Source organism: Streptomyces sp. CB02959 (genome assembly GCF_002803155.1).
Lineage (GTDB): Bacteria > Actinomycetota > Actinomycetes > Streptomycetales > Streptomycetaceae > Streptomyces.
Genome location: NZ_NNBP01000028.1, coordinates 78,529 through 92,369, shown reverse-complemented (window position 1 = coordinate 92,369; position 13,841 = coordinate 78,529). Strand labels below are relative to the sequence as shown.

The following is a 13,841-nucleotide window of genomic DNA, read 5'->3' as shown; positions in this document are numbered from 1 at the left end:
CTTGGTTGGCTAGTCGTCTAGATGTGTGTGCCGTTGACGATGTGGACTCCGGTGCGGGTGCCGGACTCCACGGCGGGGGCGAGGAAGGTGTGGGCGAGCCAGAAGCCGAAGAGGGCGATGGCGACGGCCGCCCACATGCGGATGCCGAGGAACTTGATCGCGGCCCAGGCGACGACGCCGAGGACGAGGACCAGGGGCAGGGTGACGGTCACGGGCGGGCCTTTCAGCGGACGGGGCAACGGTGGGTGCGGGCCGCCAGCTCGGCGGCGGCGCGGCTGTCGTAGTCGGCGGAGAAGCCGCAGCGCGGGGCGGTGCACGCCGCGGTGTGCTTCTCCCGGCCCCGCATGTCGTAGGCAGTGCCAATCTGGACGGGGCCGATGCGGGCGACGTTGCGGAAGCGGCGGTTGGCGACCATCAGCGCCCCTCCGGCTTACGGACGAAGTCGTCGGCGTGCTCGGTGAGCCACTGCGCGATCTCTTGGCTCTCGTCCGGATCGGCGGCGAGGATGACGGGCTCGGCGGTGGCCATGGCCTCAACGAAGCGGCCAGCACGGGTGAGTTCGGCGGCGTGCTGTAAGGCGTGCAGGGTGGACGGACGCATCGGGTCTTCTCCTGTCAGAGTCGGGCGGCGATGGCTTCGGCGAGCTGTGCGGGGATGCCGAGGCGGGCGCGGAGGGTTGTGGTGTCGATGGGAGCGCCGGTACGGGCGTGGTGGTCGGCGGCGACCTGGCGGGCGTGGTGGACCAGGGCGGCCGGGACGGACGGGACGGGCGGGGCCGAGGGGGCGGGGCTGGTCGGCGTGGCCGACTCGGTGGGCGGCGGTACGGGTGCGGAGGTGTTGAGCTCTTCCGGTTTCCGTTCGGGTGCTTTCTCAGGCGTTGTCTGCTGTGGGGCGGAGTGCGCGAGCAGCGATCCGCCGAGGAAGGCGACCGCGGGCCAACCGGCGACGAGGATGCGGAGCCAGGCCGGGACGGCGTGCAGGTCGAGGAGGCCGGCGGTGGCCACGTTGGCGCCGAGTGAGGCCGTCAACGCGATGACGAACCAGCACCACCCGCTCCGCTTGTCCGTCCCGGACCGCAGCCGCCGCCAGGCCGCCATGAGGAGCAGGTCCACCGACACCGGGTAGGCCCATGCCTTCCAACCGTCCTGCCCGGCTGCCACGGCGATGTCGTGGAGGTGGGCGAAGGACAGTGCGGCGGCGATGACGGCCTGGACGAGCACCGCGTCGACGCGGGCGAGGTACGCAGGCACTGGCTTAGCCCCTTGTCGGTGTGGTGGGCGGGACGGCCCGCGGGCCGAGAACGGCCAGCAGTTCGGCGCGTTCGGCTTCGGCGGTGGCATCCCGGTACAGGCGACGGGCGTCCGCCAGCGCGGTTGCGTAGTCGCCGGCCCGTACGGCCTTCTCGATGCGGCGGACGGATTCGCGTGTCTGATCGCGCATGGGTGGACCTCCTTCCGGTTTCAGGCATGGAGTGGGTAGGGACCTGGCGCGAAGCGGTCGCGCCGACCGTTGAGGGTGTGGGTCAGCCGGTCGCTGGCAGCGGCTTGACCAGCGGAATCGCCGAGTCAGAAGGCTCGGCCGGCACGACGGGCCGGAAGCGATCGAGCGCCGGAACGTCCGGGACCAGGTCGGCCGAGGCGGCACAGACGGCGGCGGCATCGGCGAGCGACAAGTACGGGGTGCGGATACGGGACCAGCCGCCGGAGGTGTCCCCGGCGACGGCCAGGCCAGGGCGTTCGGGCGCGATGCCGCAGGCGGCGATGACCGCCTCAGGGGCGATGTCCCCCAGCGCCATCTTCGCCGAGGCTTCGTCGTTGACCCGGTGGCAGACGCGGCCGGTGAGCTGGGCGCGGAGCATGGTGGCACCCTTGCCCAACTCGGCGCCGAAGCGCTGGCCGCACACTTCGAGGTAGATGCCGGCGGCGCGGCCGAGTTGGGCGAGGCGGATGAGCTGGGTGACCATCTCGTCCCGCCGTTCCTCGTCCTTGCGGGTGGCGACCATGAACAGCTCGGCCACCTCGTCGACGACGACCACCACCGGCACCGGGCGTTCGGACTCCGGCAGGCCCCAGATGTCGGAGGTGATCTCCTCGTCCGGGGTGCCCGGGGCGATGCCCTGCCTGGCCTTGATCAGGTCGTACCGGTCCTCCATCAACCGCACCAGTACGGGCAGCAGTTCAGCCACCTGCCCGGGGTCCGTGGCCAGCGCCGACAGCCGAGGGGCGAACGGTGCCAGCTCTACGCCGCGCTTGCAGTCGATCCCGGCCAGGGCGACCGGCTGCCGGGCCAGCCCGGCGACCAGGTGGCGCAGGAACATCGACTTGCCCGACAGCGTGGCGCCCAGGGTGAGTTGATGCGGGACGGTGCGGTAGTCGCGGACGTATGCGGTCGCGTCCTCCCGCAGCGCCACCGGGACCTTCAGCAACCCGCCCTCGACCTTGCGCGGCATCCGGACCTTGCGGAGCACGTCGAAGCCGACGAGCCGCAGTTCGACCACGCCCGGCTTGACCTCGGTGACGTACACGGCGTGAACGCCCCAGGCATGCCGCAGCCGTTCAGCGGAGGCCGCCACGTCGGCCGGTTCCTGTCCCGGAGCCAGCCGTAGCCGGAGCCGCATGCCTGTCGAGGTCGGGCGGATCAGGCCCCGGCGCGGCGGAACCGGCCGTACCTCGCGCCGAGTCGTCGCCTGGACGAGCAGAGCGCGGAGGCGGGACGGCTGGACGGTCAGTCCGCACGACTCCATGGTCGAGCCGTACGTGCCGAGCAGGCGGGCGGTGGAGATCGGCAGGCCGGCCGTGCACCAGAATGCGGCCGGATGCTTCGCCCGGAGGTAGGCACCCACGCCACCGAGTGCGGCGACCGGAGCACCCACCTCCAGCAACGTCAGCAGATCAGACATGGCGATCAGGCCGCCACCGCAGCCGGAACGGGGAACTCGCCGGGCATCACGGCGGTGGCGCGGAAGGCGATGCCGTGGCGCTCCTGGCCGTTGAAGGTGGACTCCCAGGGGCGAGCCACCAGCCCGGCCAGCGAAACCGGCGCCCCGACCGTCAGGCCCTCGGTCAGCCCGTTCTCCGGCACGGTGACCTTGAGGAGCGCCGATTCGCCGCCCTCGATGTAGACGACCCCTACCGTCCACAGCACGTCACCGGTGTTGGCGTCGGTGGCGACCTCGCCGGTCCGCCGGTCCTTCAACTTCTTCTCCGGAGCCTCGGTCAGCAGGATCGTGGCCGCCGAGGTCTCCACGCGGATGGAACGCAATGCTTTCTCCTCCTCCATGACAGCTAGTCATCTAGACAAGCTGCCGCCGTCGCCCCGCAATCCGGGGGCGTGCGCATCACTATGACATAGAGACAGCTACTCGTCTATACATGTTGGCTGTCTTGTGTGTACGAGTCGACGGAGGGGAGGGCGGAAGCGCATCGCGTTCCATCCGCCCCGTCATCAGGTGGCGGGGAGCTGGTAGTTCAGGACGTAGGCGTCAGCGGCCATCACCGTGTCGCAGACCTCGACCGCGCGTCCTTCGCTGTCGTGCGCGGTGCGGATCAGGTGGATCACCGGCACTCCGGAGGCCAGGCGGAGCGTCTTGACCTCCTGGGGCGAGGGCATCCGGGCACGGATCTCCTCGTCGAAGTGGTCGAGACGGTGCCCCAGCTCTTCCAGCCGGGCGTAGATGCCGCCGGGGCCGGGATTCGGCTCGGCGATCGGAGTGCCGGTCGCCAGGTCCAGCGGGATGTACGAGGTGGCGAACTCCACCGGCCGGCCGTCGAGCAGGTAGCGGCGGCGACGAGCCAGCACGCGGCGCGGCCCACCCAGGCGCGTGGCGATGTCCTGTGAGGGGCGCTCCTCCTTCACCTCCAGGCTGTCCACCTCCGGCCGGCTGCCCGCGGCTTCGGCCTCCACGGTGAACGCGGACTTGCCCTGCTCCCGGTGCCGCCGGGCGAAGCGGTCCGAGGCCAGTCGCCGGACCGGCGGACGCGGCCGGACGAAGACCCCCTTGCCGTGCTCCGAGACCACCAGGCCCTCGCCCTGGAGGACGGACAAGGAGTTGCGGACGGTCATCCGCGATACGCCGTAGTGCTCGACCAGCTCAGTCTCGGACGGGAGCTTGTCGCCCTCCTTGAACCGGCCCTTGTCGATCGCCTCACGGAGCTGATCGGCGATCTGCCGGAACACCGCACGGTCACTGGTGGGGTCCAGTGCACCGAGCAGGGCAGTACCCTGAGCGGGCATTTTGACTCCTTTAGGTATCTAGACGAGCGGCTGACACTTGTTGCTACGGTGGGAAGCCTAGCCAGCCGAAGGGGATGGAAGTTCCGTGAGCGCCGAGCGTCCGCACTCTGTGAGCGTCGCCGGAGTCATCGTCGACGACCGGGGCCGGGCCCTGCTCATCCAGCGCCGGGACAACGGCCAGTGGGAACCGCCCGGCGGCGTGCTCGAACCAGGCGAGACCATCCCCCAAGCGCTCCAGCGCGAAGTCCTGGAAGAGACCGGCATCAAGATTGCCCTCCCGGCGACCCTGACCGGCATCTACAAGAACATGACCGGCTTGATCGTCTCGATGGTCTTCCGCTGCGAAGAGATCGACGGCACCCCCACGACCGGCGAGGAAACCCGCGCCCTGCGCTGGGCAACCCGCGAGGAAGTTACGAAACTCGCCGACGAGGCGTACGCGATCCGCGTCCTGGACGCCCTTGACGCGACTTCGCCACCCGCCGTGCGAGCGCACGACGGCGTGAAACTCATCTAGCTCGAACCCACTACCCATAGCGGCCCACCAGCACAAAGGAACTTGTATGCACGAGTATACGAGCAGTCGCCTAGCTGTTGGAGGCGAACGCCCAACTTCGCTGGAGGAAGGTGCCGATGTCGGCGGCAGGTGGACGCTGCGCGACATTGCCCGCGATCAAGCGGTCGGTGCTGCTGCCGGCTACCGGTGCGAAGCCGTTGCCCACTCGTTCCCTGAAGGCGGTTCCGTTCCGCTCGGCTCGGGCTCGGTGGCCACTCCACGCCTGGCACTGCGGTGGCTCCGCAGCCGAGCCATCGACATCGCGGACCAGCTCGACGCCGCGGCGGCCCGACCGATCCGCCACTGGCTCAGTGATCACGCCGCCCACGAGTACGCACTCTTCACCCTCGCCCGGGGCGACTCCTACCTCCTCACGATCTTCGAGGAAGCCACCCGCTACACGCTGTCAGCGAGCCCCGCATGGAGCACCAAATGACCCCCGCAGTCATGCCTGCCCTTCGCCCCGGTTACTGGTGCGAGTGCTGGACCCAGAGCCCGGCGACCGGTGAGGCCCCCGTCCTCCTCGCCTCCTGCCAGGCCGACAACGCCGTCCAAGCCGTCCGCTGGATCCGCGTCGCACTCCGCACCATCACCTCAGCCCTCGAAGCCGAAGCAGCCGCATGCGCCCGGAGTTGGCTGGCCGGCGGTTACGTGAACGCCATCGAGACCCTCGCCTACACCACGCCCTACGAGATCACCGTCAGCCACCGCGACACCCACATCGAGTGGACCGCCCGTCCCGTGCTCTTCGTCGGCCTGGCCCACCGCGAGGCAACCGAACTCCCAGCCTGTGCCGAGAAGTTCACACCGCGACCGAAAGCCCCCACGCCCTACTGAGTAACAATCTTCTCTACGGGTTCAAGGCGGCTCGCTCCGCTCGCCGCGCGCGGCCCGGCCCCCGGCCGGGCCTGCGCTCCTGTCTCCGCCCCGCTCCAGCCCGGCCGGCGCCCGTGCCGCGCTCACAGCATGCAGCCGCCTGACGTCAGCGAAGAATCCGTCGGCCGGCTCCAGGTCTGAAGCCACCTCTCCGGCCGGGTTCACGCAGCGTGGCGCCGCCATCCGAAGCGACGCCCTATGCCGACGACCAACACCCGCGATCTCCATGCCAACTTGAGGGCCCATCAGTAGAGTCAGCACAAGCCAACCCGAAGATCGCGAGGGGGCACAGATGCACAAGATTCACCAGGTGGACGTCAAAGGCTTGTTCGGCTACATGAATCACTGCCTCGACTTCTCAACTGACTCACCCATTACTATCATTTCTGGCCCCAACGGAAGTGGAAAAACTCATCTCCTGAAACTACTGCATGCCATTTCCGTCTTGAACCTTGCAGAACTAGCTTCAGTCGATTTCCAAGAAGTAAAAATTACCTTTCAGGATAAAAGAATTCTCCGCGTAGTTCGACAGGAAGAAGATCACCCAGGCGAAGTCTTCAAGTTTTTCGGCAGGACACCACCTGCCCGCAACTGGAAAACTCTGACTCTAGAGTACTCGCCAGAGGATGAAGACACTCCTGATATTCCTTCATGGGTTGTACAACTCCCCAACGGGGAATGGTACGACACGCGCACTGAGCGAATCATTCCAACGGACATGGCAAAACGTCGTTACAACACACCGGATCGACTAGCTGGGATTAAGGCGGTCCGAGGTTCATGGCTGGCTTCGTATTACGATGATGCGAGTGCGGTATTCATTGATACCAAACGCCTGGACAGCACTGGCTCTGGGCCCGGCAGTTACACCCGTAGTACCTCTCGGCATCTTCAAAACCGGGTACAACAGTATAGCGCCCAGGTCGCCGCCCAGATTTCGGAGGCTCGGCGGAAATCGCTCAATGAATCGCTGGATGCTGACCAGAGCTTCGCTGCAAGGATGCTTCAAGCCGCACACACCAGCGTAAAAGAACGAGAACTCAAGGAGCGCTACCAGCGCATTGCCGACCAACATGCAGAACTGCATGCGAGCGGAATTAGTGTAATCCCAGTAGATGTGGCCTTCCCTGCACAAAAGACAAATCCGACCACAAGAAGGATTCTCAACGTTTTCCTTGATGACTGGGAGCGTAAACTTCAACCACTTCTACCAATCCACGAAAAGCTGAAGCTGCTGCGCTCCATTGTTGATTCAAAGTTCACCGGTAAAACGCTAGACTTGACTGCGCGCGGGCACATCCGTTTTAAATCCAAACACAACGGAAAGCCCCTGCTTATGAGGTCGCTGTCTTCAGGCGAGCAGCACCTGTTCGCCGTGTTTGCGCTCCTTCTCTTTTCCGCTCGTCACGGAACACTCGTGCTTATCGATGAGCCTGAAATCTCCATGCATGCGGCATGGAAGCACGCCTTTCTAGAAGACATCGAGGAAGTGGCGCGAGTCTCGGACCTGCAAATTGTCCTGGCGACTCACTCAAGCTCGATCATTAAGGGAAGGTGGGACATTGTGAGGGAAATTGAGGTTCCCGAGACAACTCCACCTCCAGGTGACAGTGACGAGGACGATCAATTTGACGGACTCGACTCGGAGGTCGTCGCGTGAAAGGTGGATCCCTAAGAGACTACGACAGGCTTGCTGATCGGATTCGCTTGCACCGGCAGGTGGACAAGCGGCCAGTTATCATCGTGGAAGGTCCATCAGACGAAAGAATCCTCGGTCGAGCTTTTGGAGAAAGCGTTAACTACTTCTCCGCTGGCACACGCAACTCGGCCTTGGAGGAATCTCGGGCTCTGCATGAATGGAAACAAGACTTCTTCACGTGTGTCGTCGATCGAGACTTCGACGACACAGTAGCAGAGTATGAAGCCCGGCAAATTCCAATACACGCTTACGGAAACGCCGACCTGGAGGCAATGCTTACCATTTCGGGCGCCGCTGCCGCGCTAATCGCCGAATTCGGCAGCGCGGGCAAAATAGAGGCTAAGGGGGGTGTCGCTCATATCCTTGAGAAACTCCACCATCTCGTAGAACCTGTAACGCTTCTCCGTCGAGCAAACGTTGAGAACTCCTGGGGTCTCGCGTTCGACGCCGTCGATCTGCGATCAAAAGTCGACAAGAAGAACTTGGAGTTCAAGGTCCAAGGGTATTGCGCGGCCCTAAATGAGACCTCAGACAATGCCCCCGGACAGAAGGTGCTGGTTCAGTACGCGACAGGCGAAACGCCGCTCAAAAAGTCACCATCGTGTCCGCGCGGTACTACCCCCTACTTCCGCGGTCGAGATTTCCTGGCCTTTCTGAGTGCCTCTCTGTGCGGCTACTGTGGGACAAAAAGAGCTCAGAGCGTAGAACCGGATATCCTGGAAGGCTCTCTTCGCTTGGGTGGGTCAGACCACCTTCGAACAAGTTCATGGGGACAGGAACTGAAGGCCCACATCGAAGCACTCAGTGGCCGCAAGTAACGAGGATCAGTCAGCCAGCCATGCGCGTCTAGCCGCGAGGTGCGCACGTTCACTGCTGCCGGTGCACGCCTACTCCCGACAAGAGCGGCGGCGTGGCTGATGCCGGTTGTGGTGCGGCGAGGCATACGCGCGCCTAGTCGGCCGGCGCACCCGCCGTCGTAGCTGACTGTCGTCGGCTGAGGTTCGTGCCACAATCGTGCCAGATCCAGGGGTCAGCCACGGTCAACACCGGTGCCCTTCGGTGGAGTGGCCGCCCGCTTCCTCGGCCGCCGATGTCGCAGTTCAGGCGCGTGATCACCCAGTCTCTCTCCTAATGCGGTGCTCACAAGGCAGAAGCCCGGGCTTGAGCACGGAGTCGCCCGTCGTGACATATAGGCCGGGCGCTCGATGGTTCGTCGTATCCCTGACGCCCTCTACAGTCGAGTGCGACGTTGTTCGATCACGGTCAGACGGGGGCATTGTGCTGCGGCAAGAAAGCGTTGAGGAGCTCTGTGCGGCGGTCGAGACGCTGCGGGTGGATCAATCCACGGGGCTGCCGGCGCGGCATCAGCCGGTCACGCTGTTGTGGGGGCTGGGGCGTGCCGCGGCCGGACAACCACGGTTGGTGCCATGGACCAATGCGCGCACCGAGCTGCGCCGCCTTCTGAGCAAGTACGGGCGCCCGGGTTCGGACCCCTCGCCGGAGTATCCGTTCGTGGCCCTGGGGCGAACCCGACTGTGGGAGCTTGACGGTGTGGCCGGCGAGTTGCCACAGGCGCGTGGCTCAGGGCTACGGCCATGGCTCAATGCGCAGAACCCACGCGGTGGCCTGCGTGACGAGGTGTACACCCTCATGGCTACGAACCCGGCTGCGCGCCAGCGAGTGGTTGACGCACTCTTGCACCGCTTCTTCGATGGCGAAGATCCCTCCAGGCTGTTGCAGGACTGCCAGCTGGCCGAGGAGCTATTTGACGGATTCGGAGCTGTGCCCGGCATCGCGGTAGGCCAGGTCTATATAGACCGTCGAGCGTTGGCAGCCGCGCGCATTCATCGCCCGCTACAGGCGGGTATCTGTGGCACCGCGGAGCAAGGCGCCGAATCCATCGTGGTCTCGGGCGGTTACGAGGACGATGAAGACTACGGTGATGTGATCGTCTACACCGGTCAAGGCGGCCGCGACCCCGAAACTGGCAGACAGATACGCGACCAGGAACTCACCCGAGGCAACGCCGCCTTGGTCACCAGCCTGACCACTGGCGCACCGGTCCGCGTGGTGCGCGGATCCGGCGGTGAGCGGCAGTACTCGCCAGGGACCGGACTGCGTTACGACGGACTGTTCCGCGTAGAGGACCACTGGTCCGAGCGTGGCCGCTCCGGCTATCTGGTGTGGCGCTACCGGCTCACCCAGCTTCCACAATCAGCAGCGATTGAGCAGCAGGCCCTCCCCGCCCCGCGTCGACCGAAGGGACAGCAGACCCCTGGACGTGCCACGGTTACCACGCAGCGCGTCGTACGCAGCACCGCGGTCGCAGACTTCGTCAAGCGTGCCCATGACTACACCTGCCAAGTCTGCGACACGCGCCTGACCACCCCGACCGGGGCCTACGCCGAAGCCGCCCATGTCAAGCCCCTTGGTCGCCCCCACGCCGGCCCTGACGTCGCTGCCAACGTCTTGTGCCTGTGTCCCAACCACCACGTGCTCTTTGATCTCGGCATGCTGACCATTGCCGACGACTTGACCATCACTAGTCGCGCTGGCGCACCCCATCGAGAACGACTCCGGGAGGTCGCCACCCACCAGATCGGCCGCGAATATCTCGCCTATCACCGCGCCCACCACATCCAGCAGCTCCCCGTAGAACCGTGAGACGATCCGCGGAAGCTTGGCGATCGGGCCTCCGGAGCCGTTGTCGTGCAGCGGCGAAGTACAGCAACCAAAGCACCGCCCGCGAGCGACAACGCCCCTGAGGGACCGAGCGGCGGCTTCTATGCGCCTCGTTGGCTGATCTCTGTAGAGCTACGGATCAGAAGGCTTCTGACATCCACGGCTGACATCAACGACGCCGGACAGAGGCGTACACCAGCGGCTCTGTCCGGCCGTCGCACCAGTCGACGGCAGCAGCCGGAGCAGGCCTGGATCGAACTTGTAAAGCGAAGGTCGTCGGTTCGAATCCGACAGGGGGCTCTGTGCGCCAAGCCGCTGACTTGGGGTTTCCCCGGGTAGGCGTCTTGCTCGGCCTCGGGCTTTTCGTCCGGGGCCGTTTGCGTGCGTGGATGGGGTGCCGGTGCTCTGCTGGTCCCCGGCCACCCTGAGGGGAAGGTAGGTCTACGTCGGTGTTCTCTTCGCTGCGGGCAGAGCCGTGATGCCGGCCGTGGCGGCCGGCCTGGTCGCCAGGTGGCGCCCCGCGGTCGTGTGGCTGATCGGGAGCCTCGTGAGTGGGCATGATCACCGGCTTTGGGCTGTCGCGCACGGTGGGGCTGCCCGACGGCTACTGCGAGCCCGGCCGGGAGCCGCCGTACGGGCTCCTGTCCTTGATCGTTGAAGGGGTGTTCGTCCTCGCCTTCCTGGTGTGGTTTGCGAGAGGGGAGGGGGCGTCAACTCCGTTTGGGGACTGCTGTTTTGGGGCTATTTCCGGTAGAATTCTGCTGTGCGTTGAGTTGACTCGACGAGGTGGGGGCCAGTGCGTGAGTGATTCGTCATCGCCGCATTCGAAGAGCGCCGCGGGTGGGAATTCTGATTCCGAGGCAGGGCGGCAAAGACGGTCGAGCCGGCCGGCGAAGGGCCGTGAGCCGGTGGGGCCGCGTAGTTGCGCACCGGAGCGTTCAAAAGTGAAGCGGATTGCGCTCAAGCCGCCGGCTCCCGGGCCGCTCCCCGGGAGTGAGCCCCGACGCGGCGGGGATGAGCAGCCCGATCCGCTTGACTCCATGCTGGAGAAAGTGGAACGAGGCGAGAAGATCGCCGCGCCCGGAGGGAAGCAGGAGAGCGGGGACCGGGACATCTGCGACGAGGAATGGCGCGCCCACGATAGTCATGGTCCATATGGCCAACGGCGTCGCCGTCGGAACTGATCACGGTTCCTGGGCGGTGTGCGTCGGGCGCATCCGTGCCTGGTGTGGCGGGGCGCGGGTGATGTGAAAAGGCTTGGGAATTCCTGTGGGTCAGTGGGAACCGCGGTATGTGGTTTTCGCTGACCCGCAGGAATTTTTCGGTGAATGCGGAGATCGGTCCCGGCGGGGCGAGGTGCGGCGCGTTTCAGGAGGGCCGGGGCGGTCGGGTTTGGGTGCTGTCCGCGCCGGGCGGGTGCTGGGCGAGGGCGGTCCAGGAGCGCAGGAGCAGGGCGTAGGCGTCGACGGCCACGTCGTCCGGGATGCCGTCCGGGGTCAGCAGGCGCTGGATCAGTAGCCCGTCCTCCAGGGCGTGGACGATCAGGCCGAGGAGCGCGGGGTCCGCGGGCGGGGTGACGCCGTGGGCGGCGAGCGCCTGCTCCAGGCCGGTGGTGTGGGCATCCCGGACGAGGCGTTCGCGTGCGCCGAGCAGTGGGCGCAGTTCCTCGTTCCGCAGGGCGTGCAGGACGAGTTCCATGCGCAGGGCGAGCCATTCGGGCAGGTGCGGGGCGCGGGCGCGGTTCCAGGTGCGGAGCCGGTCGAGGGCGTCGGCGCCGGAGTCGGCGTCCTGGGTGAGGGTGCGGACCTCCTCCAGTTCGCGGTCGGTGCGGCGCTGGAGCAACTCGGCGACCAGGGCGTTCTTGCCCTCGAAGTTCCCGTAGAAGGCGCCGCGGCTGTAGCCGGCGCGTTCGGCGATCTGCTCGACGGAGGTGCCGTTGACGCCGCGTTCGGTGAACAGTTCGGCGGCGGCGGCCAGGAGGCGGCTGCGGGTCTGCTGCCGGCTCTCTTCGCGGGTCAGGCGCTTGCGTTCGAGTTCGGGTGTCACGGCGGCATCCTACGGCGCCACCCGGTGGGAATATTCAGTTCTGTATTCAGATACGGGTGTGTATCTTGCCTGTCGGAGTGATCGATCGACGTGATCGATCGACGTGATTGATGTGATCAGGACGGTCGGGACGGTCGAGGGCGATCGGGGCGGTCGGGATGGTCCGGGTGAAGGGAGAGCCAGATGGGGGCCGGTGAGGTGTGGGCGCTGGGGGCCGTGGAGCTGGCGGCGCTGGTGGCGGCCGGTGAGGTGTCGGCGGCGGAGGTCGTGGCGGCGCAGCTGGAGCGGATCGCCGTGGTGAATCCGCAGGTGAACGCGGTGACCAGGCTGATGGGGGACAGTGCGCGGCAGGCGGCGCAGGAGGTCGACCGGCGGCGGGCCGCCGGGGAGCGGCTGGGCCCGTTGGCCGGGGTGCCGTTCACGGTGAAGGAGAACATCCACGTCGCCGGGTCGGCGACCACCCACGGTGTGCCGTACTTCCGGGACCGGGTGGCGGAGGCGGACGCGCCCCCGGTGCGGCGGCTGCGGGCGGCCGGGGCGATCCCGATCGGCCGCACCAACATGCCGGACCTGGCGATCGCCGGGGTGCACACGGTCAGCCAGCTGTTCGGGGACACCGTCAACCCGTGGGACCCGGGGCGCACCCCCGGCGGCACCAGCGGCGGCGACGCGGTCGCGGTGGCGACCGGTATGGCGCCGCTGGGCCTGGGCAACGACTCCGGCGGGTCGGTGCGCAACCCGGCGGCCTTCAACGGCGTCGCGGCGCTGAAGCCGAGCTACGGGCGGTTCCCGGCCGACCACCGGATGGGCGACCAGGACCCGGTCCTCGGGCACCAACTCTTCCCGGTGGACGGGCCGTTGGCCCGTACGGTGGCGGACCTGCGCGCGGCCTACGAGGCGCTGGCGGGGGCCGATCCGCAGGACCCGCGGGCGGTTCCGGTGCCGCTGTACGGGCCGCGGCCGGACGCGCCGGTACGGGTCGGCGTGGTGACCGACCCCGGCGGCCGGGGCGACGTCCACCCGCAGGTGCGCGCGGCGATCGAGGCGGCGGCCGCCGCCCTTCAGGACGCCGGGCACCCCATCGAGGAGGTGGAGGTGCCGCGGCTCCAGGACGCCCTGGACGGCTACGGCGCGCTCCTGCGAACCGAGTTCGCGCTGGCCTGGCCCAAGCTCAGGGGGCTGCTCACCGACGACAGCGCCCGTTTCATCGAGCTGTTCACGCAACGCCACCCGGCCGTCGGCCTGGAGGGGTACGTCAGCCAGGCCGGGGTGCGGCTCGGCGTCCAGCGGGCGTGGGCGGCCCTCTTCGAGCGCTGTCCGCTGCTGCTCGGGCCGGTGTCCACGCAGCCGGTGCCGGAGCCCGTGGTGCCGAGGACCGTGGAGGAGCACGACGCGTTGATGGCGCCGATGCGGCTGCTGACCGCGTCGACCTATGTGGGCGTGCCGGCCGTGGCCGTGCCCACCGGGGTCGCGGACGGGCTGCCGCAGGGTGTGCAGATCATGGCGGGGATGTACCGCGAGGACCTGTGTCTGGACGCGGCGCAGCGGATCGAGGAGCGGTTGGGGGTGTTCGCTCCTATCGATCCGGTCGGGTCGGTCGGGTCGGTCGGGTCGGTCGAAGCGGTCGATCCGGTCGGTCCGGGCCCTTCGGGCGGCTAGGGGCGATCGGTCTGCCCGGGCCGCGTACCGGCTTGCGGGGGAGGGGTTTTGCCGGGTGGGCGAGGGGGCGGCGGCGTACATTCGCGGCAT

General features: G+C 67.0%; 16 protein-coding genes and 1 tRNA gene. 8 read left to right on the top strand and 9 right to left on the bottom strand.

Going from position 1 to position 13,841, the window contains the following annotated elements:
• Positions 1–17: 17 nt before the first annotated feature.
• From CG747_RS35580 to CG747_RS35545, 8 genes are all read right to left on the bottom strand, one after another.
• Entirely contained in the window at positions 18–212 is a 195-nt protein-coding gene (locus CG747_RS35580) for a hypothetical protein (RefSeq protein ID WP_100606025.1), read from the bottom strand.
• 11 nt (positions 213–223) lie between these two features.
• Complete coding sequence (locus CG747_RS35575) at positions 224–415, bottom strand: mobile element transfer protein (RefSeq protein ID WP_100606024.1); 192 nt, start codon at positions 413–415, stop codon at positions 224–226.
• Positions 415–600, bottom strand: a complete 186-nt coding sequence (locus tag CG747_RS35570) for a hypothetical protein (protein WP_100606023.1) — start codon at positions 598–600, stop codon at positions 415–417. The genes CG747_RS35575 and CG747_RS35570 overlap by 1 nt, the downstream gene beginning before the upstream one ends.
• 14 nt (positions 601–614) lie before the next feature.
• Positions 615–1,250 carry a DUF2637 domain-containing protein gene (locus CG747_RS35565; protein ID WP_100606022.1) on the bottom strand — a complete coding sequence of 212 codons (636 nt, stop codon included), beginning with the start codon at positions 1,248–1,250 and terminating at the stop codon, positions 615–617.
• A gap of 4 nt (positions 1,251–1,254) precedes the next feature.
• A complete protein-coding gene (locus CG747_RS35560; protein ID WP_100606021.1) occupies positions 1,255–1,440 on the bottom strand; it encodes a hypothetical protein in 186 nt (61 codons plus the stop codon).
• 82 nt (positions 1,441–1,522) lie between these two features.
• The gene (locus CG747_RS35555) at positions 1,523–2,899 is read right to left on the bottom strand and encodes an FtsK/SpoIIIE domain-containing protein (RefSeq protein WP_100606020.1); all 1,377 of its coding nucleotides are present in this window, start codon (positions 2,897–2,899) and stop codon (positions 1,523–1,525) included.
• A 5-nt stretch (positions 2,900–2,904) separates the two neighbouring features.
• A complete protein-coding gene (locus tag CG747_RS35550; RefSeq protein WP_100606019.1) occupies positions 2,905–3,261 on the bottom strand; it encodes a hypothetical protein in 357 nt (118 codons plus the stop codon).
• Positions 3,262–3,444: 183 nt separating this feature from the next.
• Positions 3,445–4,233, bottom strand: coding sequence for a GntR family transcriptional regulator (locus CG747_RS35545; RefSeq protein WP_100606018.1), 789 nt, complete (start codon positions 4,231–4,233; stop codon positions 3,445–3,447).
• Between the two features lie 109 nt (positions 4,234–4,342).
• Here CG747_RS35545 and CG747_RS35540 point away from each other — a divergent pair, with 109 nt between their 5' ends.
• The 7 genes from CG747_RS35540 (at position 4,343) to CG747_RS48365 (ending at position 10,346) form a co-directional block, all read left to right on the top strand.
• Complete coding sequence (locus CG747_RS35540) at positions 4,343–4,750, top strand: NUDIX hydrolase (RefSeq protein ID WP_100606017.1); 408 nt, start codon at positions 4,343–4,345, stop codon at positions 4,748–4,750.
• A gap of 247 nt (positions 4,751–4,997) precedes the next feature.
• Entirely contained in the window at positions 4,998–5,225 is a 228-nt protein-coding gene (locus CG747_RS35535) for a hypothetical protein (protein WP_257980953.1), read from the top strand.
• A complete protein-coding gene (locus CG747_RS35530; RefSeq protein WP_100606016.1) occupies positions 5,222–5,626 on the top strand; it encodes a hypothetical protein in 405 nt (134 codons plus the stop codon). The genes CG747_RS35535 and CG747_RS35530 overlap by 4 nt, the downstream gene beginning before the upstream one ends.
• Before the next feature lie 331 nt (positions 5,627–5,957).
• Positions 5,958–7,325, top strand: coding sequence for an AAA family ATPase (locus CG747_RS47560; protein WP_146022205.1), 1,368 nt, complete (start codon positions 5,958–5,960; stop codon positions 7,323–7,325).
• A complete protein-coding gene (locus CG747_RS47555) occupies positions 7,322–8,182 on the top strand; it encodes a DUF4435 domain-containing protein (protein WP_146022204.1) in 861 nt (286 codons plus the stop codon). Before CG747_RS47560 ends, CG747_RS47555 begins: the two co-directional genes overlap by 4 nt.
• Before the next feature lie 460 nt (positions 8,183–8,642).
• Complete coding sequence (locus tag CG747_RS35520; protein ID WP_219621576.1) at positions 8,643–10,028, top strand: YDG/SRA domain-containing protein; 1,386 nt, start codon at positions 8,643–8,645, stop codon at positions 10,026–10,028.
• Positions 10,029–10,282: 254 nt separating this feature from the next.
• Positions 10,283–10,346, top strand: a tRNA-Tyr gene (locus CG747_RS48365).
• A 1,068-nt stretch (positions 10,347–11,414) separates the two neighbouring features.
• Here CG747_RS48365 and CG747_RS35510 read toward each other — a convergent pair.
• Positions 11,415–12,092: a TetR/AcrR family transcriptional regulator gene (locus tag CG747_RS35510; RefSeq protein ID WP_100606013.1), complete on the bottom strand. Its 678-nt coding sequence runs from the start codon at positions 12,090–12,092 to the stop codon at positions 11,415–11,417.
• 183 nt (positions 12,093–12,275) lie between these two features.
• Here CG747_RS35510 and CG747_RS35505 point away from each other — a divergent pair, with 183 nt between their 5' ends.
• Positions 12,276–13,751: an amidase gene (locus CG747_RS35505; protein WP_100606012.1), complete on the top strand. Its 1,476-nt coding sequence runs from the start codon at positions 12,276–12,278 to the stop codon at positions 13,749–13,751.
• The last annotated feature ends 90 nt before the right edge of the window (positions 13,752–13,841 follow it).

What these genes read in the sequence shown, in the direction of transcription:
- CG747_RS35560 (WP_100606021.1), bottom strand. Translation starts at nt 1,440, where the DNA reads ATGCGCGATCAGACACGCGAATCCGTCCGCCGCATCGAGAAGGCCGTA.
- CG747_RS35575 (WP_100606024.1), bottom strand. Translation starts at nt 415, where the DNA reads ATGGTCGCCAACCGCCGCTTCCGCAACGTCGCCCGCATCGGCCCCGTC.
- CG747_RS35505 (WP_100606012.1), top strand. Translation starts at nt 12,276, where the DNA reads ATGGGGGCCGGTGAGGTGTGGGCGCTGGGGGCCGTGGAGCTGGCGGCG.
- CG747_RS35555 (WP_100606020.1), bottom strand. Translation starts at nt 2,899, where the DNA reads ATGTCTGATCTGCTGACGTTGCTGGAGGTGGGTGCTCCGGTCGCCGCA.
- CG747_RS35570 (WP_100606023.1), bottom strand. Translation starts at nt 600, where the DNA reads ATGCGTCCGTCCACCCTGCACGCCTTACAGCACGCCGCCGAACTCACC.
- CG747_RS47560 (WP_146022205.1), top strand. Translation starts at nt 5,958, where the DNA reads ATGCACAAGATTCACCAGGTGGACGTCAAAGGCTTGTTCGGCTACATG.
- CG747_RS35530 (WP_100606016.1), top strand. Translation starts at nt 5,222, where the DNA reads ATGACCCCCGCAGTCATGCCTGCCCTTCGCCCCGGTTACTGGTGCGAG.
- CG747_RS35545 (WP_100606018.1), bottom strand. Translation starts at nt 4,233, where the DNA reads ATGCCCGCTCAGGGTACTGCCCTGCTCGGTGCACTGGACCCCACCAGT.